Origin of the sequence: Sedimentitalea sediminis (assembly GCF_042687825.1) — a bacterium.
In the GTDB taxonomy this organism is placed as follows: domain Bacteria; phylum Pseudomonadota; class Alphaproteobacteria; order Rhodobacterales; family Rhodobacteraceae; genus Sedimentitalea.
The window spans coordinates 12,946-37,592 of record NZ_JBHUQE010000022.1 but is presented as its reverse complement, the minus strand read 5'-3'; the positions used below and the strand labels follow the sequence as shown (position 1 = coordinate 37,592).

Below are 24,647 nucleotides of genomic sequence, written 5' to 3'. Positions count from 1 at the left end.
TGATCAAACCTCTTTCAACTCTTTCAACGCGTTCAGAATATCCGCCAACCCGGCGCGCCAGTCGGGCCGGGTCAGGCCAAAGGCGGCCTGAAAACCGGAACAGTCCAGCCGCGAATTTTCAGGCCGCGCCGCCGGGGTCGGATAGGCGCTGGACGGAATGTCGGTGATCCGGCAGTCCAGCGCCGCCTGCGCCATGATCGCGCGGGCGAAATCCGCCCAGCTGACATCGGGGGCGCCGGCGAAATGATAGATCCCGGCCTTGTCCGGCTGCGTGGCCAGGACCTGCACCATCCGCAGGCAGGCCGCCGCGATGTCGCGCGCCGGGGTCGGCCCGCCGATCTGGTCGGCCACCACGTTCAGACCCTCCCGCTCGGCCCCCAGCCGCAGCATGGTTTTGACAAAATTCTGGCCATGCGCCGAGACCACCCAGCTGGTGCGCAAGACCGCCCAGGTGCCGCCCGCCGCCGCCACCGCGCGCTCGCCGGCCAGCTTGGACCGGCCATAGGCGCCCAAAGGGCCGGTGGGGTCGCCGGGCTGCCACGCCGCCGTGCCGGACCCGTCAAACACGTAATCGGTCGAGATCGTGACAAAGGGGATGTTCAGGGCCGCACATTCCCGCGCCATCGCGCCGGGGGCGTCGCCATTGATCACCGTGGCCCGTGCCGCGTCCCCTTCGGCCGCATCCACCGCAGTATAGGCGGCGGCGTTGATCACCGCGCGCGGGGCATGGGCCCGGATCGCCGCGGCACAGGCCGCCGGATCGGACAGATCCGCCGCCGCGCGGTCCAGACATCTCACATCGTCCGCACCCGCCAGTTCCCGGGCCACCTGCCCGGTTTTGCCAAAGACCAGGATCATCCGGTGCCCAGCCGCTGGCCGACACCGGCGCGGTCCTGCAGGGCGCGCCACCAGGCCTCGTTGTCCAGATACCATTGCACGGTCTGTTCCAACCCCTGATCCAGGGTGACACTGGGCCGCCAGCCCAGTTCGGTGGCGATGCGGGTCGGATCGATGGCATAGCGCGCATCGTGACCGGGCCGGTCGGCGACAAAGGTGATCTGATCGGCATAGGGCGTGGCCCGGGGGCGTTTTGCGTCCAGGATGGCGCAGATCTTGCGCACCAGGTCGATATTGCGGGCCTCGTTCTCGCCGCCGATATTATAGCTGCGCCCCACCTGCCCCCGCGCCAGCACCGTCAGCAGCGCGTCGGCGTGATCCTCGACATAGAGCCAGTCGCGCACATTCGCGCCGGCCCCGTAGACCGGAATCGGCTTGCCGGCCAGCGCGTTCAGGATCACCACGGGCACCAGTTTTTCGGGGAAATGATAGGGGCCGTAATTGTTGGAACAATTGGTCAGCACCACCGGCAGCCCATAGGTCTCGTGCCAGGCGCGCACCAGGTGATCGGAGGCCGCCTTGGAGGCGGAATAGGGGCTGCGCGGATCATAGGGCGTGTCCTCGGTGAACTGGCCCTCGGGACCGAGACTGCCATAGACCTCGTCGGTCGAGATATGGTGAAAGCGAAAGCTCTCGGGTTTGCCCGCCTGCAGCCAGCAGGCCCGCGCCGCCTCAAGCAACGTATAGGTGCCGGTGATGTTGGTATCGATAAAGGTGCCGGGTCCGTCGATCGAGCGGTCGACATGGCTTTCCGCGGCCAGATGCATCACCGCGTCGGGGCGATGATCGGCCATGACCGCGTCCAGCGCCGCGCGGTCGCGGATATCGGCCTGCACAAAGGTGTAATTCGGCGCATCCGCCACGCTGGCGACATTGTCCAGACAGGCGGCATAGGTCAGCGCATCCAGGTTGACCACCCGATGCCCGGCGCGCACCGCCTGGCGCACCACGGCCGACCCGATAAAGCCGGCGCCGCCGGTGACCACAAGTTTCATCGCCTCATCCTTCCCAGACAAACGGGCTGTCGAATTCCGCCAGCGGCACCGCGGCGGCATCCCTTTCTGACAGCACCGGCGGCGCGGTCAGGCCCCAGTCGATGCCGCAACTGTCCCAGTGCACCGCGCCGTCGCAATCCGGAGCATAATAGGCACTGCATTTGTAAAGAATCTCTGTATCCGGGCGGCGCGTCACGAATCCGTGCAGAAACCCCGTGGGCACCAGCATCTGCCGCCCGTTTTCAGCACTCAGCTCGGCGCCGAACCAGCGCCCGTAGGTGGGGCTGCCCCTGCGGATGTCCACCGCCACGTCAAACAGCGCGCCGCGCCCGCAGCGCACCAGCTTGGCCTGGGCCGCCGGCGGGCTCTGGAAATGCAGCCCGCGCAGGGTGTTCACCGCACCCGACAGCGAATGGTTGTCCTGCACGAAATCCAGCGTGATACCATGATCGGCCAGCAGCCGGCGGTTCCAGCTTTCGGAAAAGAACCCACGCGCATCGCCATGCCGCGCCGGCGTCAGGATCAGCACCCCCGCCAGCGGCGTTTCTTCTATCTGCATGCGCCTCGTACCCTTTTTTGCAATCCGCGCCGGGTTTAGCAACGATACCCACAGGCGTCACCCACTCTCTGTATCCGGGGCGCGCATTTCCCCCGAGGTCGCAGGGGGCGCTGCCCCCGTCCGCCGCTGGCGGACTCCCCCGGAGTATTTTCAGCAAGAGGAAACAGGGTGCTTTTGAAAACCATGAAACGCCTTTTCCGCCCACGTTGCCGCACAAGCGCTATGGGGGTGCGGCATGTATTGCCCAAAATACGAGAGGGGGACGCCGCAGCATCCCCCATAGAAGAAGACAGTTCTTCCCCTTGCACGGCCATCGGCGCTCCCGCCTGTACCGCAGTCCCAGATTTCACCGGCAAGGTTAATAAATCCTTGCTTCCTCTTGCCCGAAATACTCCGGGGGAGTCGCGCGTCAGCGCGGCGGGGGCAGCGCCCCTATCCGGCGCGCTTTTTCACCCAACCGACAAAGGCCGCGTCGGGTTTGCGCAGCCGCGGCGCGCCGGTGCGCGCCCAGACGCCGCGCCATTCCGCTTCCAGCGCATGCACGTCAACGCCGGGCATCAGGACGCGCGCCGCCGCATGCGCCTCTGCGCTCAGCACCGGCGGTACCGCCTCGACCACCGGATCGCGCAGCGTGAACCGGATCAGATCGCCCGGCGCCTCGGCCATGTGGTAATCCGGCAGATGCCCGGCGGCGATCATCTCGCGCAGCATCGCCCGGAACACCCGGCGCGGGCTGGCGGACCCGGATTTCTTCAGCAGCGTGTCCACCGACACGGTCCAGCTGGCCTGACGGCCGCAATGTTTGCGCGCCAGTTCGTAGATGCGCCGCTCCAGCGGTTTGCGCAGGCGGAAATAGTCGCGGCTGAGCGTCAGCACCGATTTGCTCAGCACCGCCCGGAACAGCCAGTCCGACAGGGTGACGCTGACGCTGACCATGCGGCCGCCGCCTTTCTGGTTGCGCGGGCTCTTGCGCACGACCTCCCAGCTTTCGATCAGCCCGAACCCGCTGGTGGTCTCGACATCGCCGGTGACGATATTGGTGGTGATCCGGGTCCCCGCCAGCCGTTCGAACGCGTCCCTGAGCCGGCGATAGGCATCGCCGCTGGTCTCGCGGTTGGTGGCGACCAGCAGATCATGCGCCTTCAGCTGCAGGGTGCGGCTGACCTGGCGCCCGGCATTGATCGCCGCCATCAGCTGGCTGATGCAAAAGATCAGGATATCCTTGTCATGGATCGTCGCCAGCCCGCGCACGCTGGGGGTCACGGTGATGCGCGCGGCATTATGCTCATAGCTCAGGATGCGCCGGTCCGGGCGGGTCGCCAGCGAGAACAGCGGATGTTCCATCGAGGCGATGTCGTCCTTGGGGATCGCATCGAAAATGTCGCAGAGAAAGAAATCGCCCTGCCGGTGACGGTCCGGCAACAACGCCCCCGCCCCGGCGCCCGAAAGCGCCCCTGTTCCGCCTGCACTGCCCATGGCCGGTATCTCCGACTCGTTTATCGTGGTTTCAGTGACGCTCACCCTATGGTTATCCACAGGATGCGGCAACGGGGGTTCGGAATCACCTGATCGTGGCTTCAGAGTCGGTCTTTCGGGGGTTCGGAATCGCCTGGTTCAAAAAAAGCCGCCGAAAACCCTTTGTCCGCACGGCTTTACCCGATCCCGAAAAACCCCGTAACACTAAGATAACACGATTCTAACACCGCAAAAAAAATCCATCCTCCTGCGGACGCCCCCGGCACTGGCCGGCCAGGCCCTGATTTTCCTGAGAAAACACCCGGCTTGTGACGGTTTTTCTTTCATGTCATGCGTTTCGTGGTATTCTGACAAAAACACAGCACATCGAGCAGAATTCATGGCAAAAGACGGTACACGGTCCGGATCCGGGCTGCCGCCCTATTTCAACATCGATCCCGATGCGGCCCTGGCCGATCTGGCCGCCCCCACCGATACGGCGGGTTTTGCCGCCATCGCTGCGGCCTGTGCCCAGGGCCGGGCGGATCTGGCCAGCCGCGGGCTGAACGAGGCCGGGCAGAAACGCCTGCGCCTGTTCTCGACCTGGGAAATCACCCGCTATCTGATCCCGGTGGCGCAGGCGCATTTCCGGCGGGTGCTGAAAGCCAATCCGGATCTGCCGCAGGGCCAGAGCGAAACCGAGGGCGGCGCCAAATGGTTCACGCTGGACGAGGTGCTGCGCCTGCGCGGCTTTTTCGGCGCGCAGGGCTCGAAGGCCAAGAACTACCTGCCCTACCGGCCGCCGGGTCTGCCGGCCAAGCTGGTGGCGGTGGCGAATTTCAAGGGCGGTGTCGGCAAGACCAGCACCGCGGCGCATCTGGCCATGTCCGCCGCCCTGGACGGCTATCGCGTGCTGGTCCTCGATCTGGACAGCCAGGGCAGCATGACCTCGATCTTTGGCGGCCAGGTCGAGGATGAATGGCACACCGCCTTTCCGCTGCTGGCACGCCATTACGGCGAATATCTGCGCACCGAAAACCAGCGCCGGCTGGACCGGGGGGCAGCACCGCTGCCGCTGGACGACACGCTGGGCACGGCGATGGAGATGACCGCCCGGGACGTGATCCAGCCGACCCACTGGCCCAATATCGACCTGATCGGCGCCCAGCTGAACCTCTATTGGGCCGAGTTCCAGATCCCGGTCTGGCGGATGGCGGCGCGCGGCTGGAAACTGTGGGACGCGCTGACCGACCGGCTGGCGGCCGACGGGGTGCTGGACGATTACGATCTGGTGTTCATCGACACCCCCCCGGCCCTGGGCTATCTGACCATCAACGGGCTGGCGGCGGCCGACATCCTGCTGGTGCCGCTGGGGGCCTCGTTCCTGGAATTCGACAGCACCGGGCGGTTCTTTGACATGCTGCATTCCACGTTTGCCAGCATCGAAGAGGGCGAGAACACCGCCGCCCGCGCCCTGGGCCGGCCCGAGACGGCGTTCGAATGGGACGCGGTGCGGGCGGTGATTACCCGCTATGACGGCGCCCAGCAGGGCGAACTGTCGGCCCTGATGCAGGCCTATCTGGGCCAGACCCTCAGCCCGCACCGGCAGGATTTTACCGCCCTGATCGGACAGGCCGGCGAACAGGTGGCCGGTATCTACGAGGCCGATTACCGCGATTTCAACCGCGAGACCTATGCCCGCGGGCGCGAGACGTTCGATGCCACCTATGCCGCCTTCAAGCGGCTGCTGATCGGCATCTGGCGGCGCGAGGAACAGGCCCGCACCGCCGAGCCGGTGCAGTGACCGGCGACCGGCAGCCGCAGCAGGGAGAGGAGACATCATGGCCAAACGCAAGCGACTGACCCCGGCCCAGCCCGGGTTTCTGCAGGCCGAGCCGGCGCGCGCCGCGCCCGGTGCGGCACCGATCGCCCCGATCGCGCAGGTGGCCGGCGAGGCCAGCGCCAATGCCGCCCTGGGCGAGCTGTCCGAAACCCTGCGCACGGCCCGCGCCCAGGGGCGGCTGATCGAGACCCTGCCGCTGGCGGCGATCGACGAGACGCATCTGGTGCGCGACCGCATGGTGCAGGATGCCGACGAGATGGCAGCACTGGAAGCTTCGTTGCAGGCCCGCGGCCAGCAAAGCCCGATCGAGGTGGTGGCCCTGCCCGCGGACAAGCCGGGCAAGGGCGGTGCCGCCTATGGGCTGATCTCGGGCTGGCGCCGGCTGAGCGCGCTGCGCCGGCTGCAGGCGCGCACCGGCGAGGACCGGTTCGCCACGGTAGAGGCGCGGCTGATCACCCCGGCGGATGCCCAGGCCGCCTATGTGGCGATGGTCGAGGAAAACGAGATCCGCGCCGGGCTCAGCCTCTATGAAAAGGGCCGCATCGCGCTGCGCTCGGTGCATGAGGGGGTCTATCCGACGCCGCGTGCCGCCCTGCGCGGCCTGTTTGGCTCGGTCAGCCGTTCGCGGCGCTCGAAAATCGGCAGTTTCCTGACCCTGGTCGAGCCGCTGGACGGGCTGTTGCGCTTTCCCGCGGCGATCCCGGAAAAGCTGGGCCTGGCGCTGGCCAAGGCGCTGCAGGACGATCACCGGTTCGCCACGGCGCTCAGGCTGCGGCTGCGCCAGCAGGAACCCGACAGCGCCGAGGCGGAACTGGCGCTGCTGGCGGCGGCGCTGCGCGACCGGGATCAGGCGGCCTCGGCCGCCGCCAACCCGTCTCCTGCCACCGACCCGTCCCCCGCCCCCAACCCTGCCCCGGCAACAGCCCCGGCCCGCGATGCAGCACGGCCGCGCCTGACCGGGCTGGATGCCGGATCGGTGGCCGACCGGCTGCAAGAGACCCGGGTCACCGCGCGGCTGGATGCGGCGGCACAGCGGATCGAACTGACCGGTGGCGGCGTCGATGCGGCGCTGTTCGCGGCGCTGCAGGATTGGCTGAAAACCCGTTGACCCGCGAAACATAAGAAAACCAGAATGTTTCGCGCGCGAAACAAATTTCTGCAAACCATTGAAAACAAACGATATGACCTTGCGCGAAACATCCCGAATCCGTAAAGCCCCGGCAGAGGACGTGCCGACGGACGGGGCAGCGGGGGGTAACGCGCGGGTTTGACTCCGGGGCGGAATTTGTGGATTAGCCGCAGGGCACAGGATCGGGGGCAGGACGTGAGCGCAATGCAGGAACAGGACCGCTGCCGTCTGGTGGCCGTGGTGGTGACCTATAACCGCCTGGACAAGCTGCGCGAGACGGTCCGCCGGCTGCTGGCGGAACCGGCAACCGATCTGGATGCGGTGCTGGTGGTCGACAATGCCAGCACCGACGGTACCGGCGCCTGGCTGGCCGGTTGCGACGATCCCCGCCTGCATGTGCTCAGCCAGACCCGCAACCTGGGCGGCGCCGGCGGTTTTGAAACCGGCATGCGCCAGGCCAGCGCGCGGTTCGATCCGGACTGGATGGTGGTGATGGATGACGACGCCCGTCCCCTGCCCGGCGCCCTGGCGGCGTTTCACGCCCTGCCGGCGCGCGGCTGGGAGGCGGTGGCCGCCGCGGTCTATTTCCCCGATGGCGAGATCTGCGAGATGAACCGCCCGTCGCGCAACCCGTTCTGGCACTGGCGCGAGTTCCGCCGCACCGCGTTCGGCGGCGGCCGCAGCGGCTTTCACGTGACCCCGGACGATTACGCCGGGCCGGGCATGGCGGTGGACGTGGCCAGCTTTGTCGGGCTGTTCGTGTCGCGCGCGGCGATCGCGCGCATCGGCTATCCCGACGGCAAGCTGTTCGTCTATGGCGATGACGGGCTGTTCACCCTGGCGCTCAGCAAGGCGGGCGGGCGGATCGGCTTTGAACCGGCGCTGCGGTTCGAACATGACTGTTCCACCTTTCACGGCCAGCGCGGCCGGTTCCGGCCGCTGTGGAAGGTCTATTACTATCACCGCAACCTGTTGTTGCTGTACCGGCTGGCGGCGGGCTGGCTGTTCTGGCCGGCGCTGTTGGTGGTGCTGCCCAAATGGCTGTCCAAGATCCGCCATCACGGCGGCGACCGGGCGGTGTTCCTGCGGCTGCTGGGCCGGGCGGTGGGCGACGGGCTGCGCGGCCGCACCGGGGTGGATCACGCGCGGATCCTGGCGCTGGCCGGGGCGGCTGTGCCTACCGGTTCAGGATATCGCGATGATAGCGCCCCAGCAGCAAAAGCCCCATCGCCAGAAGCCCGAGGCTGAGCCCCAGCACATAGACCACGTCGACATAGCCGGCGGAATAGGTCGGATAGAACCCGGTGCGCATCAGCCCGACGATGTGGATCAGCGGGTTGAACCACAGCAGATCCTGCGCCATCGGCGGCATGTTGTCATACAGAAAGAAGATCCCCGAGGCGATGAACAGCGGCCGGGTCAGGATCGACCAGATCAGCTCCCAGATCGGGAACAGCCCGCTGATCGCGCAGTTCACCGTGCCGACCCCCAGACCCAGCGCCATCGCCAGCGCCATCGCCAGCACCATTGGCGGCAGGTCCAGCGTGGCGCGGCTGTCGATCACCGCCAGGATGCCGGTCAGCAGGATGATGGTGACCAGAATGCCGGTCAGGCTGTTCAGCAGGAACCGCGCCAGCACCGCGTCCAGCCAGGTGACGGCGGGGTATTTCAGCAGCGGCTTGGAAAAGCGGATCGCGGCGCCGATCATGCCCGACAGGGTCTGGTACAGATTGAACGGCAGATAGCCGGTGGCATAGAACAGCAGGAAACTGGTGCCCAGCGACGGGCTGCGCATGACCAGCGAAAAGCCGACGCTGAGAAACAGGATCGCCGCCAGCGGTTCCAGAATGCCCCAGACATAGCCGCCCGGGGTGCGGCCATAGCGGGTCGACATCTCGCGCAGGATCAGCGCCAGGATCACCCGCGCGGCGGCCATCCGGCGCGGCGCGGCCGGCCCCACGACGGGCGGCGACGGCGGTGTCAGGGGCGGAAGCAGGGACATGAAAAAGCGTTCTGAGACTGGTGTTTGTGGCCCCGACTATGTAAGAAATCCGGGACGGATTCAAACGGCTTTGCACCGGGATGGACGGCATGAACCAGAAAACCGACGCGCCGGCGGCCCCGGTCAGAAACCAGGCCGGAAATCAGGCCGGAAATCAGGCCGGACCGGGGGGCAAAGCCGCCGGCGGCAAGCCGGCGGGCGGCCCCAAAAAACCGGATGGCGGCGCGAAACCGGGCGGACCCGGCAAGCTGGCCGGGCCGGGCAAAACGGGCGGGGTCGGTAAAACGGGCGGGGGCGGCAAACCCGGGGGGCCGGGCAAGCCGGCAAAACCCGCCGTCAAACCCGCTGTCGTGCAGGTGCAGCCGATCGCCGGGCCGGCCCGGATGCGGCGGCGCCACTGGGGGCTGCTGGTCAGTTTCGCGCTGATGGTGCTGCTGCCGCTGGCGGCGGCGATCCTCTATCTCTGGGTCCTTGCCAGCGACCAGTATGCCTCGACCGCCGGTTTCACCGTGCGCAGCCAGGAAAGCGGCGGCGCCACCGAATTGCTGGGCGGGCTGGCGCAGTTCTCGGGCGGCTCGACCGCCAGCGACAGCGACATCCTGTATGAATTCATCCAGAGCCAGGAAATGGTCGAGGTGGTGGATGCCCGCATCGATCTGCGCCGCCATTACGCGCAGAACTGGCCGCGGGACTGGGCCTTTGCCCTGTGGCCCGAGGCGACGATCGAGGACCTGGTCTGGTACTGGCACCGGGTGGTCGGCATTTCCTATGATTCCGGCACCGGGCTGATCGAGATACAGGTGCTGGCCCTTGACGCCGAGACCGCCCGCGCGATCGCGAACGAGATCGTGCGCGAAAGCCAGGACCGGATCAACGCGCTGAACAACCAGGCGCGCGAGGATGCGATGGGCTATGCCCGTGCCGATCTGCAAGAGGCGCTGGTCCGGCTCAAGGACGCGCGCGAGGCGCTGACCCGGTTCCGCACCCGCACCAAGATCGTCGACCCCGAGGCCGATATCCAGGGCCGCATGGGGGTGATGAACAACCTGCAGCAGCAACTGGCCGAGGCGCTGATCGAATACGACCTGCTGCGCGGCACCACCCCGGCCCAGGACCCGCGCCTGACCAAGGCGCAGGGCCGCATCGACGTGATCCGCGACCGCATCGAGATCGAACGCCAGACCTTTGCCAGCGACAACACCGATACCGGGGCGGTGGGCGAGGATTATCCGACGCTGATCTCGGAATTCGAAAGCCTGACCGTGGATCGCGAATATGCCGAGGAAACCTATCGCGCGGCGCTGACCGCGCTGGAGGTGGCGCGCGACGACGCCGCCCGCCAGAGCCGCTATCTGGCGACCTATATCAAGCCGACCCTGGCCAGCGAGGCGGAATATCCCCGGCGCGCGGTGCTGGCGGCGCTGGCGGCCCTGTTCCTGGTCCTGACCTGGTCGATCCTGGCGCTGGTCTATTACTCGATCCGCGACCGGAGTTAGGGGCGATGGGGCAGGGGGCTTGCGGTCCAGGCTGGGGTTCTCGGGGCAGGGCAGATGATCCCACGGTGGGGCTCTCGGGACATTTGCGCTGCAAATGCCCTGCCGCCCCCCGGCGATTTCGGAGAAATCGCCGGTGATCCGTTTCGAGAACCTGACGAAAAGCTTTCGCATCCGCGGCGAGCGCAAGGTGGTGGTCGACAACCTGACCCTGACCCTGCCCACGGGCCGGTCGCTGGCGCTGCTGGGGCGCAACGGCGCGGGCAAATCGACCCTGCTGCGGATCATCGCCGGCACCATGCGTCCCGACAGCGGTCGCATCGTCAGCGACGGCACGATTTCCTGGCCGGTGGGGTTCGGCGGCAGCTTTCACGGCGAGTTGACCGGCGCGCAGAACGTGCGGTTCATCGCCCGCATCTATGGCGTGGACACGCGCGAACTGATGGATTTCGTCGAGGATTTCGCCGAGCTGGGCAGTTCCTTTCACATGCCGGTGCGCAGCTATTCCTCGGGGATGAAATCGCGGCTGACCTTCGGCGCCTCGATGGGCATCCATTTCGACACCTATCTGGTGGACGAGGTCACCGCCGTCGGCGACGCGCTGTTCAAGCGCAAGAGCCGGGCGGTGTTTTCCGAGCGGATGAAATATTCCAGCGCCATCATGGTCAGCCACAGCATGCGCGATCTGCGCGCCTTTTGCGATTCCGGCATCGTGCTGGAAAACGGCCAGATGCAGTATTTCGACGATCTCGAAGAGGCGATCGCGGTGCATCGCGGAATCCTGGGCTGAGGCGGCGGCGCGCGCGGCGATCGCCGGTTGAACTTGCCGGGCCGGCTCCAGTAAGGAGTGGCGCAGGCGGGCCAGGGGAGCTGCGGAGATGACGGATCAGGCGGAAACCGGGACACGGGACGCATCGGCGATTGCAGCGGCTGTCGGGACCGGCCCGGACGGGTTCACCACCCTGCAGGGTCTGATCTGGCCGGAACAGGGCATCTGCACCGAACGCGATCTCTACATGCGCCTGCGCGGCCCGGTGGGGGCGTCCGACAGCGGCCGCGAAATCCGGTTCGAACCCGGCGGGACCGCCGGATTCGACACCTGGTTCAACCTGTTCAACCTGGGCAAATGGCACCGCCATTGCGCGCTGAGCGATCTGCATTTGGTGCTGGCGGGGCAGGGCATGTTCGAGGTGACGGTGTTCCTGGCGCTGCCGCACCGCTCGTGGGACCGGCTGGTCAGCGAGATCGTCACCCTGTCCGGGGCGGCGCCGCTGCGGCTGGACATGGCCGCCGCCATCGCGGTGATCGGCGATGCGGCGGAAAGCGGCGAGGGCGTGCTGTTCTGCGAAATCCGGGCCTTGCAGCCGGGCCGGCTGTGCGACCTGTCCTGGCAGACCCGGGATGCGCCGCGCCGGGTGCCCGAACTGGCGATCGCGATCACCACCTTTCGCCGCGAGGCCGCGGTGCAGCGCACGGTGGCGCGGTTCCGGGCGCATCTGGCCGACAGCGTTCTGGCCGATCATGTGCACCTGATCGTCACCGACAATGGCCGCAGCGCCGAGATCGCCGAAACCCCGGAGGTGTCGCTGATCGGCAACGAGAATCTGGGCGGCGCCGGCGGCTTTGCCCGCGGCCTGCTGGCGGCGCGCGACCGCGGCGCCAGCCATTGCCTGTTCATGGATGACGACGCCTCGGTGCACATGGCCAGCCTGGACCGCAGCTGGATGTTCCTGGCCTATGCCACCGACCCGGCCACCGCGATTGCCGGCGCGATGATCACCGCCCAGCACCGCTGGTCGATCTGGGAGAACGGCGCGCTGTTTCACGGCCGCTGCCGGCCGCTGTTCATGGGCACCGATCTGCGCGACACCGGCGAGACCTTTGCCATGGAATTCGCCACCAGCCGGCCGGCGCCGCCGACCCTGTATGGCGGCTGGTGGTATTTCGCCTTTCCGGTGGACCGGGTGCAGCATATGCCGTTCCCGTTCTTCGTGCGCGGCGACGATGTCAGTTTCTCGCTGGTGCATGATTTCAACATCGTGCGGCTGAACGGGGTGGTGTCCTTTCAGGACAGTTTCACCGACAAGGAAAGCCCGCTGACCTGGTATCTGGATCTGCGCAGCCACATGGCGCATCACCTCAGCCTGCCGGCGCTGGACGTGGGCGCGCTGCGCACCCTGAAGATCGCGGTCTGGTTCTTTCTGCGCAACCTGCCGCGGATGCATTACGAGACCCTGGCGGCGATCAACCTGGCGCTGGCGGATGTGATGCAGGGGCCGGATTTCTTTGACGCGCATGCCGACATGGCGCAGCGCCGGGCCGACATCAAGGCGCTGACCGTGGACGAGGCCTGGGCGCCGGCGCCGCCGCATCTGGCCGATTTGCCGCCGCGGCGCAAGCCGCTGAACTGGCTGGCGCGGCTGGGCATGAAGATCACCCTGAACGGCCATCTGCTGCCGTTCTATTCCCGCTATGGCCGCCGCATCGTGCTGCGCGCCGAGGATCGCGGCAGCATCGGCCTGAGCTGGGGCGCGGCCGAGATCACCTATCTCAGCGGCAACCGGCGCCAGGCCTATACGGTGCGCCATTCCAAGCGCCGGCTGCTGCGGGAAAGCCGGCGTTTTGCCGGGCTGGCGCGGCGTTTCCTGCGCGACTATGACCGGCTGCGCGACGACTGGCGGGCGGGTTATGACCGCCTGACCGCCGAGCCCTATTGGCGCGCCAAGCTGCATCTGACCGATCCGGCACCGGCCCCGGATCCGGCGTTGGATTCGGCCCCGGAACCGACCGATAATCCGGCCCAGAAACCGGCCCAGAATCCGGCCCAAAACCCGGCGGCGGCGCGGCAATCCGCCTGATCTTCGCCAAAAAGGGGATTCTTTTGCTTTGAACTCCCCCGGGGATCGGGGGTAAGCAGCGCCCGAGCCTTTCGCAACCGGTGACAGACGTGAAACGACAGCTTTTCATTCATATCGGGGCCCATCGCACCGCGACATCGGCCCTGCAGGCCTATCTGTATCAGAACGTTCAGCCGATGATGCGCCAGGGGTTTCTCTATCCGTTCGGCGTGCGCCGGCATCTGGCCCAGATGAACCGGCTGTTTGCCGATCCCGGCCGGGTCGCGGCCATGACCGAGACCCTGACCGCGCGCGCCGACGACAAGAAACACCCGATCCGCGCGATCGTGCTGAGCGACGAGGATATCTGCATGCGCCGCGATCTGGGCGCGCTGGCGCGGTTCCGCGACGGGTTCGACGTCAAGGTGGTGTTCACCCTGCGGCGCCAGGATATCTGGCTGGAAAGCTGGTATCTGCAGAACGTGAAATGGCAGTGGGACAGCAAGCTGAGCCATTGCCGGTTCGACGATTTCCTTGAGATGCGCGACGCCTTTCACTGGATCCGGTACGATGGCTATGTGCGCCATCTGGAAAAGCTGTTCGGGCGCGAGAACGTGATCCTGAACCTGTATGAAAAGCAGCAGATGGCCAGCGGCCCGATCGAGATGTTCTGCGACAGTATCGGGCTGACCGACCGGACCGGGTTCGGCGCGCCGGCGCATGTCAATGCCAGCTATTCGCCGCGGATCTCGGAATTCATGCGCCGCCTGCCGCTGCACGAGGCCAAGGAGCCCTATCGCGAGCGGCTGAACCTGGCCTGTGCCGCGGTGGACCGGGCGCTGACCGGCGGCCGGCGGCAGACCGAGCTGATGATCCCGCATGCCGAAAGGGTCGAGCTGATGGCGGAATACGCGCCCGGCAACCGGGCCCTGGCGCAGCGCTATTTCGGGCGCGACGCGCTGTTTCTGGAACCGCTGCCGGGCCCCGATATGCCGCTGGCGGCGCGGGCCCTGCCCGAGGACAGCGACACCCTGATGCGCGACTATGTCTGGCCGCTGATCAGCGCCATCATCCAGGACCAGCAGAACCAGACCGGCCCGGCCGCCGCGCCCGGGCAGAAAAGGAAAAAGACAGCATGAACATACTCTGTGTCGGCGCCGGGCTTTCCGGGGCAGTGATCGGGCGGCATCTGGCCGAGGCCGGGCATACGGTCACGGTGGTGGACAGCCGCGATCATGTGGGCGGCAATTGCCACACCCGGCGCGACCCCGAGACCGGGGTGATGGTGCATGTCTATGGCCCGCATATCTTTCACACCGATGACGAAGAGGTTTGGGACTACGTCAACGGATTCACCACGTTCAAACCCTACAAGAACCGGGTCAAGGCGACCACCGGCGGCGCGGTCTATTCGCTGCCGGTGAACCTGCACACGATCAACCAGTTCTTTGGCAAGACCCTGCGCCCGGACGAGGCGCGCGCCTTTATCGCCGAAGAGCAGGCCGACACCTCTATCGCCGATCCGCAGACATTCGAGGAACAGGCGATGCGCTTTGTCGGGCGCGATCTCTACGAGGCGTTTTTCAAGGGCTATACGCAAAAGCAGTGGGGCTGCCATCCCAGCGCGCTGCCCGCCAGCATCCTGAAACGCCTGCCGGTGCGGTTCAATTACGACGACAATTATTTCTTTCACAAGTTCCAGGGCATGCCCGAGCAGGGCTATACGGCGATGATCGAACGCATTCTCGATCATCCGGGCCTGACGGTGCGGTTAGAGACGGTTTTCGACCGTTCCCAGGCCGGCGATTACGACCATGTGTTCTATTCCGGGCCGCTGGATGGCTGGTTTGACTATGATCTCGGGCGGCTGGGTTATCGCACGCTGGATTTCGAACGGTTCACCTATGACGGCGATTACCAGGGCTGTGCGGTGATGAACTATGGCGAGGAAAGCGTGCCCTATACGCGCATCACCGAACACAAGCATTTCGCCCCCTGGGAAGAGCATGCCGGCTCGGTCTGTTACCGCGAATTCTCGCGCGCCTGCGCGCCCGAGGACATCCCCTATTACCCGATCCGGCAGGTGGCGGAAAAGGCGCTGCTGGGCGACTACGTGGCGCAGGCCGAGGCCACCGAAGGGGTCAGCTTTGTCGGTCGGCTGGGCACCTATCGCTATCTCGACATGGACGTGACCATCCGCGAGGCGCTGGACGCGGCGCGGCGCTTTCAGAGCCATGTCGCCGCCGGCACCCGCCCGCCGGCCTTTTTCACCGCCCCGCTCTGAGGGCCGGCCCCGGCGCCGGGGGCAACATCGTTCCGACCCCGCGCAACCGGGCGCCCGGTGCAGCCGACCCGTCGTGAAACCCACGGCAAAGGCCGTGAGGTCCGCGCGCGATGTCCTTGTCGAGGATCTCGCCGATGGCCGCGAGACCTCCCTCGTCGGCCTTAACGAAGGGCTGGTGATCACCAGGCCGCGCGAGACAGCGCGCGACAAAGGCGACCTCGCCAGCACTGCCGCCGAGGCGCAGGGCGCGGGCCTTGTGCGCCACCTCGCGACCGAACCGCACGGCATCCGCGGCCAGGTCATCGAGATTGGTTTCGGTTATGGGCCGCATTTGCGAGCGCGGATCCGTGTTCGTCGAGAAACCGGCAGACCCTTTTAAGGTCGGCATTGGGATCGAACACGGACTCCGGGTCGATTTTCCGGTGATAGGTCATGGGGGTCTTCTCTTGTTAGCTCTGCACCCGGGCGGCAGCGTCAAGACGCCCGACTGCCTTCCTTTGGTCGGGCAGGGTGGCGGCCCCGGTCCGGCGGCATGTTCAGCGGATCCGGGCGGGCGGATCCCGCTCAGCAGGGATAGAGCCGGGCGGCGAACTTATCAGTGCCGGCGCCCTTGAGAACGACCTCACGCGTGATTGCGAAGGGGGTGTTGGTTCCATTTGGTCCATGTTGTTTTCCTCTGTTTCACCGACCCCGGCGGCCGGTTCTCACCGGAAAGAGCCGGCCAGCGAGGTTGGTGCGGAAAGCCCATGGCGTTTTCGGTCGTTCGTTTCGCGACCCGTCTCGCTTTCTGTCTCGGCGCGATAGGCCTCACCGGCCTCCCGCGTCTTGTGGCCCAGGTGGGGGCGATCACATCAGCGGCGACGGACGGATCGTGACGCCGGACGTAGTCCGCGGCGAGTGTCCGCAGATCGTGCGAGGGGATGCCGATCGCCGCCTGGATCTGGGCACTCGGCCATTTCGAAGGCGGAACCTTGTCCGGCAGGGTGAGCCAGTTCTGCCCGCGGAGTTCGTCGTAACGCAGGTGAATGAACCGCGACGGCCGCCCGCACAAAAATGGAGGACTGGCGCAGAGACGACAACGAGGTACGACCCCACAGGGCAATCGGGAACGAACCTCCGATCTCGCTGATAAACGGCTCGGGTCTGGGCAGGCCGCCCTGAGTTCAAACCCCCGGAAAATCTCCAGCCGGCTGGTCCGACAAAGGGGAGCGGGTCAAAACAGGAACGGATTCTACACTTGAACGGCCCGGATCAGGGGGCTGGGCCAGGCGGGGCAGGGGCGAGGCGGGCGCGCAGGCCGGGACGGGCGGCGTCCAGGGCGGCGGATTGCGCCGGGCTCAGGTGCCGGGCCATCCAGTCCCGGGCGCGCCGGGTCAGGTCGGGCTGCAACTCGGGCCGCAGATTGCCGCGGATCCAGTCCAGCAGTTCCAGGCTGAACAGCAGGAACGGCATTGGGTCGGTGCCGCGCGCGGCGATCTCGGCGGCCAGCGCATCCAGCGGCTGGAACACCTGCAGCCGTTCCGGCCCGGCCCGGTTGGTCAGCCGGTTGCCGCCGTCATCGACGAAATGGATCACCGCGACCCGGTCGCTGGCCAGGATCCGGTCGGCGCAGAGAAAGCTGCGCCAGTGCAGTTCGATATCCTCGTGCACCGGGATCGGCGAACAGGCGATGCGGTGCCGGCGCAAAAAATCGGTGCGGTAGATCTTGTTCCAGGGATAGTTGGCGGTGCGCATCAGCTGTGCCGCCGCCTCGGGCGTCACCGGGCCGAGCGCGCCGATATCGGTGCCGGCGGCGCGCCACAGGGCCCGGTCATGCCGGGTCTGGCCCCAGCGCCCCTCGGCGGCGCTGCGGCTGTCGTGATGCTGGAAGATGCAGAAATCAAAGCGCTGCCCGGCCAGATCCGCCAGCAGCCCGGGCAGTTCGGCGGTGGGCAGATCGTCCGCGTCCAGAAACAGCAGATGCCCGGTGCGCACCTGCGCCAGCGCCCGGTTGCGCGCCACCCCCGGCCCCTGCGGGCGGTCATGGCGCACCAGCGTCAGCTGGCGGCGGGCCAGCCCCGAGGCGGCGCAGAGCGCCGGGGCGTCCAGCGGCACCGGCGAGCCGTCATCGACCACCACCACATGCGCCACGCAGCCCAGGCCGTGCAGCCGCCCGAGCAGCCGCGTCAGATAGGGCAGGTCGTCATGCACCGGGATCGCGACGGTCAGCTGCAGCGCATCGCTCATGCCGCAAACACCCGCAGGTCATGCAGGTGCCAGCGCACCGGTTCGGGCGGCAGGAACAGCAGCAATTCGCGCCAGGGGGCGTCCTCGGGCACCTCTGGCTGCGTCGGCAGGTGCAGCGCGTCCACATGCGCCGCCGGTTCCGGCGCGGTCAGGATGTGGCGGTCGAAAAAGCAGTCGACAAAGCCGCCATCGGCGCGCCCCGAGCGCAGGCAGGCCCGGATCAGCTGCATCTGCGGCGCCAGCCCGGTGCAGGCAAAGCCGAAAAACGCCGCCGGGGCCAGATCCGGCGTTGCCAGCGCCAGATGCAGCGCCATCCAGTCGCCGCGCCCGCCGGTCTCGATCTCAAGCTCCAGCAGCCGCCCGGCGGGCGAGCGCCAGCGGCCCGTGGCCCGCAGCGCCGGGTCGGCGATCAGCGCCAGGCCGGGGGCAAGATCGACCCGGTCGGCGATCGCGCCGGCCGCGCGGCCGTGGCGCAGCCGGTTCAGGCCCGGAACCAGGTCTGGAACCAGGTCTGGACCGGTCGGGGTGTCGGTCGGGGTGTTGGTTACGGGGGCTGGCACGGGGGCTGGCACGGCATCGGGCAGGGGATCGGGCAAGGGCTCGGGTATCCGGCTGGTGGGCGATGCCCCTTAGGTGCCCGATGGCGGCGGCCAAGAAAAGCCCCGAGCGCCGCCGGCCCTCGCATGATGCAGGCGGCTTGCGCCGTCCGGGGGGATCCGCGGGGGCGTTTTCAATCGCCGGCAAAGCGCCTAAAACAGGCTCTGAACAGGCGGGCAGGGCCGTTTCGGGGCAGGGACCATATGATCAGGATCTTCATGACCGGGCGCGACGCCAACCGCTCGCCGCTGTCCTATCGCGCGCTGGCGCCGCTGTTTGGCGATGTCATCCAGCGGGTGGCACAGCCCGACCGCGCCGATCTGTACCTGTTCGCCCGCGGCCGCGACATCCAGGAAGCGCCGCGCGCGCTGGTCGCGGATTGGCGGGCGCGGCGGCGCCCGGTGGTGCTGTTGTCCGAGGAACCGTTCTGGGACACGACCTGTCTGCGCCGGCCGCTGGAAACGCAGCTCGTCATCGACACCGGCCTTGGCGCCCTGCCGGTGACGCAGATCAACCATCTGACCTCGGATGTGTTCCGCTTTGCGCGCCTGCCCTATTACCTGTTGACCAACAACCGGTTCATCAATGCCTATCGCTGGCGGTTCGCCCGCAATGCCGCGCGCGGCGCCGGGTACTGGAAACGTGCCTTTGCCGATTGCGCCGCCGATGTGACATTCATGTGCGAGCGCCGCCGGGGGCCGCAATTCGACATCCGCCTGCCCGAGCGCGACGTGATCGGCCTGTGTTCCTGGCGCACCGATCTGGCGCTGGCCTGCCGGGACGGCGTGGTCGAGCGGCTGGGCCAGAGCTGGCAGGGCGGGGCCAGCCGGTTCGAGGTGAATAACTGGCATTTTGACAAGCTGATGCGGCTGGACGGGCATTGCCGCAGCCTGGGGGCGGTCGAGAACACCCATCTGCCCGATTACCTGACCGAAAAGCTGTTTGATGCCTATGCCTGCGGTGCGCGGCCGTTATATGTCGCCGGCCCCGGCCACCGGCTGCACGAGCTGGGCCTGCCGGCCCCGGCCTGGCTGAACCTTTACGGTCTGAGTCCGCAGGCGGCGGCCGCGCGCACCGCCGCGCCCTTTGCCGATAGCGGGTTTTTCGATGCTTATCACGCCGTGCAGGTCCGGCTGGCGGCGCTGTTTGCCGATGCCGGGGCGCTGGCGGCGGAACGCCGGCGGCTGAAAACCGCGCTGCTGCAGGCCCTGCAGCGGGTGCTGGATGCGGGCAGCCCGGTGCGGGCCGCGGCCCCGGGCAAGGCTTGTGATGGGGGGCAAAGCATATTATCGCAGGGCACAATCGCGAGGTGAGCATGAGCAAGACGGCATTGATTACCGGGGTCACCGGTCAGGACGGGTCCTATCTGGCGGAGTTTCTGCTGGAAAAGGGCTATGAGGTGCATGGCATCAAGCGCCGGGCCTCGTCTTTCAACACCCAGCGGGTCGATCACATCTATGAGGATCCGCATGTCGATCACGCCCGGTTCCAGTTGCATTACGGCGATCTGTCCGACACCTCGAACCTGACCCGGATCCTGCGGCAGGTGCAGCCCGGCGAGGTCTATAACCTGGGTGCCCAGAGCCATGTGGCGGTCAGTTTCGAAAGCCCGGAATACACCGCCGATGTCGATGCCATCGGCACGCTGCGCCTGCTTGAGGCGATCCGCTTTCTGGGGCTGGAGAAGACCACGCGGTTCTATCAGGCCTCGACCTCGGAACTCTATGGTCTGGTGCAGGAGACGCCGCAGACCGAGACCACGCCGTTCCACCCGCGCAGCCCCTATGCGGTGGCCAAGATGTATGCCTACTGGATCACCGTGAACTATCGCGAGGCCTATGGCATGTATGCCTGCAACGGCATCCTGTTCAATCACGAGAGCCCGCGCCGCGGCGAAACATTCGTGACCCGCAAGATCACCCGCGGCCTGGCCAATATCGCGCAAGGCCTCGAACCCTGTCTCTATATGGGCAATATCGATGCGCTGCGCGACTGGGGCCATGCCAAGGACTATGTGCGCATGCAGTGGATGATGCTGCAGCAAGAGGCGCCCGAGGATTTCGTCATCGCCACCGGGGTGCAGTATTCGGTGCGCCAGTTCATCCTCTGGTCGGCGGCCGAGCTGGGGATCACCCTGCGCTTTCAAGGCCGCGGCGTGGACGAGGTGGCGGTGGTCGAGGCGGTGACCGGCGACATGGCCCCGGCGCTGGCGCCGGGCGATGTGATCATGCGCATCGATCCGCGCTATTTCCGCCCCGCCGAGGTCGAGACCCTGCTGGGCGATCCGGCCAAGGCCAAGGCGCGGCTGGGCTGGGTGCCCGAGATCACCGTGCAGCAGATGTGCGCCGAGATGGTGTCCCGCGATCTGGACGCGGCGCGGCGCACCGCGCTGCTGCGCAGCCACGGCTATACGGTGGCGCATTCGGTGGAAGGCTGAATGGGCCTTGCCGGAGAACAGGATATACCGGTCGCAGCGGAGCGCGGGATGATGCAGCTGAACCTTGTCGATCTGTCCGGGCTGGGGGACGGCCTGTGCCGCGCCTGGCTGGACGCGGTGCTGCCCGACGTTACCGACTGGCAGACATGTGCCGCGCCCGAGGCGCTGCCGCCCGAGGGCCGGGCGCTGCTGATCTACGCCGCGCCGGACCGGCAGATCGCCGCCGCCCTGCGCGCCGGCGTGCCGATAGAGCAGGCAACCGCCGACTGGCAGAGCCAGGCGCAGGCGATCCTGGCGCAGTGGCGGCGCGGCCGGCGCCGGCTGTTCCTGATCGACGCCGATGCCTTTGCCGCCGCGCCCGAGGCGCTGGCCGAGCGGCTGGCGCAGTGGCTGGATTGTGCCGCCGGGCCGGTGCCCGCGCCCGATCCGGCCCTGGAACCGGCCTTGCCCGAGGACATCCACGGGCTGCTGGCCGCACAGGCCGCCCTGGCGCTGCCGGAATTGCGGCAGCTGGCGGACGAGCTTGAGGCCGGCGGGGTGTCGCCCCGGCGGGCCGGTACCGGCAGCCTGGCGCAGCTGGCCGCGGTCAGCGCGGCCTGGCAGGACCGCGATGCGCGTGCCGACGATGATCAGGCGAATGCGGCGCAGGATCAGGCCCTGCAACAGGCGCAGAGCCTGTTTGACGAGGAAATCGAGTTGCTGCAGCTGCAGCTGCGGACGGCGCAGCAGGCGCTGGAGCGCGAGTATCGCGACCGTCTGGCCGAGCGCCAGACCGCCGCCGACGAGATCCGGGCGCTGCGGGCCGAGCTGGAACAGGCGCATCTGCATCTCAGCACCGTGCGGGCGGAACAGGCGCGCCAGGTCGCGGCGCTGCTGGACGGGCATCGCGATCTGATGGTGGCGCGCGGCGCGCTGCAGGCCGAGCTGAACCACAGCCGCCACGAGATCGACGCGCTGTTCGCCTCGACCTCGTGGCGGGTGACCGCGCCGCTGCGCCGGGCCCGGCGGGTTGTGGCGAAACCGGCATGAGCGGTGCCGTGATGCTGCATGTCGGCTGCGGTGACGCGCCGGATCTGTGCGCCCAGGCGGCGCGGGTGGTGCTGGTCGAACCCGATCCCGCCCGGATGCCGCAGCTGCGGGCGCAGATCCGCGACCAGGGCGACCGCGTGCAGCTGATCGCCGCGGCGGTGGCGCCCGAGACCGGCAATGCGCCGTTCCACCGGTGCAATTTCGCCGCCCTGTCCGGGCTGGACGTGCCCGAAGCGCTGTCGCGGCTGATGCCGGGGCTGGCCACGGTCGGCAGCCGGCAGGTGGCCACCCTGTCGCCGGCCGATCTGCTGGCGCGGGCCGATCTGCAGGGCGCGGGCCACGTGCTGCGCTGCGACGCGCCCGGGGCGGTGGCCGGGCTGCTGGACGGGCTGCAGGCCGCCGGGGCGCTGGCGCGGTTCGCGGTGATCCGGCTGGTGGCGGGGGCCGAGCCGTTCTATGGCCCCGGCAGTGCCGCGCCCGAGCTGATCGCGCGGCTGCAGCGGCAGGGCTATCGCCTGCTGGCGCGCGAGGATGCGGACGATCCGGACTGGCCGCGGCTGCGGTTTCAGCGCGACGCGGTGCTGGTCGAATTGCAGGCGCAGCTGGCCGCCCGGGCCGGGGCCCTGGCGGCCCAGGAGGCCCGCACCGCCGAGGAGGCCGCGGCGCGCGCTGCCGCCGAGACCCGGACGGCGCAGGATCAGGCGCGGATCGCAGCGCTGGAGACCGAGCTGACCGACCTGCGCGCGCAGGCGGCGGCGGCGCAGGAGGATCTGCGGCTGGCGCTGCGGATGCAGACGCTGGCGGCGGCGGATCTGGCGGATCTGCAGGCACGGCACGCGGCGCTGAATGCCGAACGGGACCGCCAGGATGCGCTGTTGGGCCAGCTGGCGCTGCAGCTGGGCGATGTATCGGACCATCTGGGCCGGCTGGACGCGGCGCCGGACAAGCCGCGCCTGAGCCGGGAAACGGCGGCGGAAACGGGCGATTCATGAGCGATCCGGCCGATCCGCAGGCCTTGCGCGCGCGTATCGAGGCGGCGCGGGCGCTGCTGGCCGAGCATGACGGGCCGGCGGCGCTGACGCCGCGCCTGGCGGATCCGCTGCCGCGTCTGATCGAGCAGTGCCGTGCCGCGGCAGAGGCGGTCGCCGGGCGCGAGGCCGAGCCGCTGCGCACGCTGCACCATTTCGCCTGCACCGGCGGCACGGTGATCGCCCGGCATCTGGCGGTGCAGCCCAACACCATCCTGCTCAGCGAGATCGACCCGTTCAGCCGGACGCAGGTCGATGGCATGCCGCTGCATTTCGCCCCCACCGATCTGATCCGGCACCTGCGCTACAGCGCCCGCGAGATCCCCGAGCCGGTGATCGGCGCGGTGTTTCTGGGCGCGCTGGCGCCGCTGCAGGCGCATTGCCGGGCCAGCGGCAGCCGGCTGGTGCTGCGCGACCATGCGCATTCGCAATTCTGCCACGGCACCGCGCCGCATGACCATCCGACCCTGCGGGGGCTGCTGCTGCGCGCCTATCCGGTGCGCTCGGTGGTGACGGTGCGCCACCCGCTGGAATCCTGGCTGTCGCTGCGGCACAACGGCTGGGTGCATTTCGCGCCGGCGACGCTGGAGGAATACGCCCGCCGCTATCTGGCCTTTCTCGCGGCCTATGCCGGGGTCGAGCTGGTCCGGTACGAGGATTTCGTCGCCGATCCCGAGGCCCGGCTGGAAGCGCTGTGCACAACCCTGGAACTGCCTTTTGCCGGGCTGCAGGAGGAATTGCTGGACCTGATGCCGCTGACCGGCGGCAGCGGCCGGACCGGGCGCAAGATTGCGGCGCGGCCGCGCCGCGCGGTGCCGCCCGAGGTGGCCGAACAGGCGGCGCAATCGCCGCAATATGCGGCTCTATGCGCCCGTTTGGGCTATGATCCGGCGCCGTGACGCGCGCCGCGGTGCAGGGGCTGGCCAAGCCCAAAGAACGCCGTTAGATACGGCGGAACATGCGGGCAAACGCCACAGGGAGTTGCAGATGCCGGACTTGAAAAGCGTGTTGGCCTTGTCGATGCACAAGGCCGGCAGTTCCATTACCGACAATATCCTGACCCAATTCGCCCTGGCCAAGGGCTATCAGGTCGATCACATCGCCAAACAGGTGCAGGCTTCGCCGCTGGATGAGGGCGAGTTCTTTCAGGCCTATCAGGAAAAGATGCAGCTGACCGGCTGGTATTACGGCATGGCCCGTGGTCCCTATGTCGAGGATTTGCAGATCATCCCCAAGTTGCGGACGATCGTGCAGCTGCGCGACCCGCGTGACTGTCTGACCTCGGCCTATTTCTCGTTCGCGATCAGCCACAAGCCGCCCGAGGATCCGGAAAAGCGCCAGCGGTTCGAACAGCGCCGGGCGGCGCTGCTGGAGATGGAGATCGACGATTTCGTGCTGAAGCGGGCGATGCAGTACCGCCGGCGCATGCGCATCCTCAAGCGGATCATCGACCGCCATGACGACGTTCTGGTGCTGACCTACGAAGAGATGGTGACCGATACCCCGGCCTGGCTGAACCGGATCGCGGAATTTCTGGACCAGCCGCTGACCGACGATCTGGTCAAGGCCCTGGGGCGCGACATCGATTTCACCGTGCGCAAGGAAGATGTCGGCAAGCACAAGCGCCAGGTGCGTCCGGGCGATCACCGGCGCAAGCTGAAACCGGCGACGATCAAGAAGGTCAGCAAGGTGCTGGAGGACGAGCTGCAGCGGTTCAACTACGCAGCCTGATTCCGGCTTTGTTCCGGTGCCGGTTTTGGCGCCGTTCCGATCCTGATTTCGATTTCCATTCCGGGGCCGGGCCTGTTTTCGCCCCGGTCGGGACGCGTCTGAGGC

The 24,647-nt window shown here is 67.6% G+C and carries 22 protein-coding genes and 1 pseudogene; 16 read left to right on the top strand and 7 right to left on the bottom strand.

Features of this window, described 5'->3' with window-relative positions:
- Window positions 1-3: 3 nt before the first annotated feature.
- The 4 genes from rfbD to ACFMPD_RS14930 form a co-directional block, all read right to left on the bottom strand.
- On the bottom strand, window positions 4-858 hold the full coding sequence (rfbD, locus tag ACFMPD_RS14945) for a dTDP-4-dehydrorhamnose reductase (RefSeq protein ID WP_380996044.1): 855 nt from the start codon (window positions 856-858) through the stop codon (window positions 4-6).
- Window positions 855-1,892 (bottom strand): dTDP-glucose 4,6-dehydratase, encoded by a 1,038-nt coding sequence (gene rfbB / locus ACFMPD_RS14940; protein ID WP_380996041.1) that lies wholly within the window; start codon window positions 1,890-1,892, stop codon window positions 855-857. Before rfbB ends, rfbD begins: the two co-directional genes overlap by 4 nt.
- A 4-nt stretch (window positions 1,893-1,896) precedes the next feature.
- Entirely contained in the window at window positions 1,897-2,451 is a 555-nt protein-coding gene (rfbC, locus tag ACFMPD_RS14935) for a dTDP-4-dehydrorhamnose 3,5-epimerase (RefSeq protein WP_380996038.1), read from the bottom strand.
- 432 nt (window positions 2,452-2,883) lie between these two features.
- Complete coding sequence (locus ACFMPD_RS14930) at window positions 2,884-3,927, bottom strand: replication initiator protein A (RefSeq protein WP_380996077.1); 1,044 nt, start codon at window positions 3,925-3,927, stop codon at window positions 2,884-2,886.
- 379 nt (window positions 3,928-4,306) lie between these two features.
- Between ACFMPD_RS14930 and ACFMPD_RS14925 the strand changes: the two genes are divergently transcribed.
- The 3 genes from ACFMPD_RS14925 to ACFMPD_RS14915 all read left to right on the top strand — a co-directional run bounded on the left by ACFMPD_RS14925 (window position 4,307) and on the right by ACFMPD_RS14915 (window position 8,126).
- Window positions 4,307-5,710 carry an AAA family ATPase gene (locus ACFMPD_RS14925; RefSeq protein ID WP_380996035.1) on the top strand — a complete coding sequence of 468 codons (1,404 nt, stop codon included), beginning with the start codon at window positions 4,307-4,309 and terminating at the stop codon, window positions 5,708-5,710.
- A 37-nt stretch (window positions 5,711-5,747) separates the two neighbouring features.
- Window positions 5,748-6,857, top strand: coding sequence for a ParB/RepB/Spo0J family partition protein (locus ACFMPD_RS14920; protein WP_380996032.1), 1,110 nt, complete (start codon window positions 5,748-5,750; stop codon window positions 6,855-6,857).
- Window positions 6,858-7,082: 225 nt separating this feature from the next.
- On the top strand, window positions 7,083-8,126 hold the full coding sequence (locus tag ACFMPD_RS14915; protein WP_380996029.1) for a glycosyltransferase: 1,044 nt from the start codon (window positions 7,083-7,085) through the stop codon (window positions 8,124-8,126).
- Here the strand turns inward: ACFMPD_RS14915 and ACFMPD_RS14910 are convergent.
- Complete coding sequence (locus ACFMPD_RS14910) at window positions 8,056-8,880, bottom strand: ABC transporter permease (protein WP_380996026.1); 825 nt, start codon at window positions 8,878-8,880, stop codon at window positions 8,056-8,058. The two genes, ACFMPD_RS14915 and ACFMPD_RS14910, sit on opposite strands and share 71 nt — an antisense overlap.
- Before the next feature lie 89 nt (window positions 8,881-8,969).
- Between ACFMPD_RS14910 and ACFMPD_RS14905 the strand changes: the two genes are divergently transcribed.
- From ACFMPD_RS14905 to ACFMPD_RS14875, 7 genes and pseudogenes are all read left to right on the top strand, one after another.
- On the top strand, window positions 8,970-10,376 hold the full coding sequence (locus tag ACFMPD_RS14905) for a KpsE/RkpR family capsule polysaccharide export protein (RefSeq protein ID WP_380996023.1): 1,407 nt from the start codon (window positions 8,970-8,972) through the stop codon (window positions 10,374-10,376).
- Window positions 10,377-10,509: 133 nt separating this feature from the next.
- Window positions 10,510-11,163, top strand: a complete 654-nt coding sequence (locus tag ACFMPD_RS14900; protein ID WP_380996074.1) for an ABC transporter ATP-binding protein — start codon at window positions 10,510-10,512, stop codon at window positions 11,161-11,163.
- A gap of 88 nt (window positions 11,164-11,251) precedes the next feature.
- A complete protein-coding gene (locus tag ACFMPD_RS14895; RefSeq protein WP_380996020.1) occupies window positions 11,252-13,231 on the top strand; it encodes a glycosyltransferase family 2 protein in 1,980 nt (659 codons plus the stop codon).
- A gap of 89 nt (window positions 13,232-13,320) precedes the next feature.
- On the top strand, window positions 13,321-14,349 hold the full coding sequence (locus ACFMPD_RS14890; protein WP_380996018.1) for a hypothetical protein: 1,029 nt from the start codon (window positions 13,321-13,323) through the stop codon (window positions 14,347-14,349).
- Window positions 14,346-15,494 (top strand): UDP-galactopyranose mutase, encoded by a 1,149-nt coding sequence (gene glf, locus ACFMPD_RS14885; protein ID WP_380996015.1) that lies wholly within the window; start codon window positions 14,346-14,348, stop codon window positions 15,492-15,494. Before ACFMPD_RS14890 ends, glf begins: the two co-directional genes overlap by 4 nt.
- A 73-nt stretch (window positions 15,495-15,567) precedes the next feature.
- Window positions 15,568-15,873: a hypothetical protein gene (locus ACFMPD_RS14880; RefSeq protein ID WP_380996012.1), complete on the top strand. Its 306-nt coding sequence runs from the start codon at window positions 15,568-15,570 to the stop codon at window positions 15,871-15,873.
- A 650-nt stretch (window positions 15,874-16,523) separates the two neighbouring features.
- Window positions 16,524-16,655 (top strand): annotated as a pseudogene (locus ACFMPD_RS14875) (integrase core domain-containing protein); the annotation flags it as partial.
- A 90-nt stretch (window positions 16,656-16,745) separates the two neighbouring features.
- On the opposite strand, the gene ACFMPD_RS14870 reads toward ACFMPD_RS14875, so the two are convergent.
- Together ACFMPD_RS14870 and ACFMPD_RS14865 are read right to left on the bottom strand one after the other, a co-directional pair.
- On the bottom strand, window positions 16,746-17,720 hold the full coding sequence (locus tag ACFMPD_RS14870) for a glycosyltransferase family 2 protein (RefSeq protein WP_380996009.1): 975 nt from the start codon (window positions 17,718-17,720) through the stop codon (window positions 16,746-16,748).
- Window positions 17,717-18,280 (bottom strand): hypothetical protein, encoded by a 564-nt coding sequence (locus ACFMPD_RS14865; RefSeq protein WP_380996007.1) that lies wholly within the window; start codon window positions 18,278-18,280, stop codon window positions 17,717-17,719. The genes ACFMPD_RS14870 and ACFMPD_RS14865 overlap by 4 nt, the downstream gene beginning before the upstream one ends.
- Window positions 18,281-18,520: 240 nt before the next feature.
- Here ACFMPD_RS14865 and ACFMPD_RS14860 point away from each other — a divergent pair, with 240 nt between their 5' ends.
- From ACFMPD_RS14860 to ACFMPD_RS14835, 6 genes are all read left to right on the top strand, one after another.
- Window positions 18,521-19,630 (top strand): hypothetical protein, encoded by a 1,110-nt coding sequence (locus ACFMPD_RS14860; RefSeq protein WP_380996004.1) that lies wholly within the window; start codon window positions 18,521-18,523, stop codon window positions 19,628-19,630.
- 2 nt (window positions 19,631-19,632) lie between these two features.
- On the top strand, window positions 19,633-20,754 hold the full coding sequence (gmd, locus tag ACFMPD_RS14855) for a GDP-mannose 4,6-dehydratase (RefSeq protein WP_380996001.1): 1,122 nt from the start codon (window positions 19,633-19,635) through the stop codon (window positions 20,752-20,754).
- Between the two features lie 48 nt (window positions 20,755-20,802).
- Window positions 20,803-21,783, top strand: coding sequence for an OmpH family outer membrane protein (locus ACFMPD_RS14850; RefSeq protein WP_380995998.1), 981 nt, complete (start codon window positions 20,803-20,805; stop codon window positions 21,781-21,783).
- A complete protein-coding gene (locus tag ACFMPD_RS14845; protein ID WP_380995995.1) occupies window positions 21,780-22,775 on the top strand; it encodes a class I SAM-dependent methyltransferase in 996 nt (331 codons plus the stop codon). The genes ACFMPD_RS14850 and ACFMPD_RS14845 overlap by 4 nt, the downstream gene beginning before the upstream one ends.
- Window positions 22,772-23,710, top strand: coding sequence for a sulfotransferase (locus ACFMPD_RS14840; protein WP_380995992.1), 939 nt, complete (start codon window positions 22,772-22,774; stop codon window positions 23,708-23,710). Before ACFMPD_RS14845 ends, ACFMPD_RS14840 begins: the two co-directional genes overlap by 4 nt.
- Before the next feature lie 88 nt (window positions 23,711-23,798).
- A complete protein-coding gene (locus ACFMPD_RS14835; RefSeq protein WP_380995989.1) occupies window positions 23,799-24,542 on the top strand; it encodes a sulfotransferase domain-containing protein in 744 nt (247 codons plus the stop codon).
- Window positions 24,543-24,647 lie beyond the last annotated feature (105 nt).

Excerpts from the sequence above, each read along its gene's own strand:
- ACFMPD_RS14925 (WP_380996035.1), top strand. The coding sequence starts at position 4,307 with ATGGCAAAAGACGGTACACGGTCCGGATCCGGGCTGCCGCCCTATTTC.
- ACFMPD_RS14930 (WP_380996077.1), bottom strand. The coding sequence starts at position 3,927 with ATGGGCAGTGCAGGCGGAACAGGGGCGCTTTCGGGCGCCGGGGCGGGG.
- ACFMPD_RS14870 (WP_380996009.1), bottom strand. The coding sequence starts at position 17,720 with ATGAGCGATGCGCTGCAGCTGACCGTCGCGATCCCGGTGCATGACGAC.
- ACFMPD_RS14910 (WP_380996026.1), bottom strand. The coding sequence starts at position 8,880 with ATGTCCCTGCTTCCGCCCCTGACACCGCCGTCGCCGCCCGTCGTGGGG.
- rfbD (WP_380996044.1), bottom strand. The coding sequence starts at position 858 with ATGATCCTGGTCTTTGGCAAAACCGGGCAGGTGGCCCGGGAACTGGCG.
- ACFMPD_RS14860 (WP_380996004.1), top strand. The coding sequence starts at position 18,521 with ATGATCAGGATCTTCATGACCGGGCGCGACGCCAACCGCTCGCCGCTG.
- rfbC (WP_380996038.1), bottom strand. The coding sequence starts at position 2,451 with ATGCAGATAGAAGAAACGCCGCTGGCGGGGGTGCTGATCCTGACGCCG.
- ACFMPD_RS14905 (WP_380996023.1), top strand. The coding sequence starts at position 8,970 with ATGAACCAGAAAACCGACGCGCCGGCGGCCCCGGTCAGAAACCAGGCC.
- gmd (WP_380996001.1), top strand. The coding sequence starts at position 19,633 with ATGAGCAAGACGGCATTGATTACCGGGGTCACCGGTCAGGACGGGTCC.
- ACFMPD_RS14840 (WP_380995992.1), top strand. The coding sequence starts at position 22,772 with ATGAGCGATCCGGCCGATCCGCAGGCCTTGCGCGCGCGTATCGAGGCG.
- ACFMPD_RS14915 (WP_380996029.1), top strand. The coding sequence starts at position 7,083 with ATGCAGGAACAGGACCGCTGCCGTCTGGTGGCCGTGGTGGTGACCTAT.
- ACFMPD_RS14845 (WP_380995995.1), top strand. The coding sequence starts at position 21,780 with ATGAGCGGTGCCGTGATGCTGCATGTCGGCTGCGGTGACGCGCCGGAT.
- ACFMPD_RS14895 (WP_380996020.1), top strand. The coding sequence starts at position 11,252 with ATGACGGATCAGGCGGAAACCGGGACACGGGACGCATCGGCGATTGCA.
- rfbB (WP_380996041.1), bottom strand. The coding sequence starts at position 1,892 with ATGAAACTTGTGGTCACCGGCGGCGCCGGCTTTATCGGGTCGGCCGTG.
- ACFMPD_RS14850 (WP_380995998.1), top strand. The coding sequence starts at position 20,803 with ATGATGCAGCTGAACCTTGTCGATCTGTCCGGGCTGGGGGACGGCCTG.
- ACFMPD_RS14920 (WP_380996032.1), top strand. The coding sequence starts at position 5,748 with ATGGCCAAACGCAAGCGACTGACCCCGGCCCAGCCCGGGTTTCTGCAG.
- ACFMPD_RS14835 (WP_380995989.1), top strand. The coding sequence starts at position 23,799 with ATGCCGGACTTGAAAAGCGTGTTGGCCTTGTCGATGCACAAGGCCGGC.
- glf (WP_380996015.1), top strand. The coding sequence starts at position 14,346 with ATGAACATACTCTGTGTCGGCGCCGGGCTTTCCGGGGCAGTGATCGGG.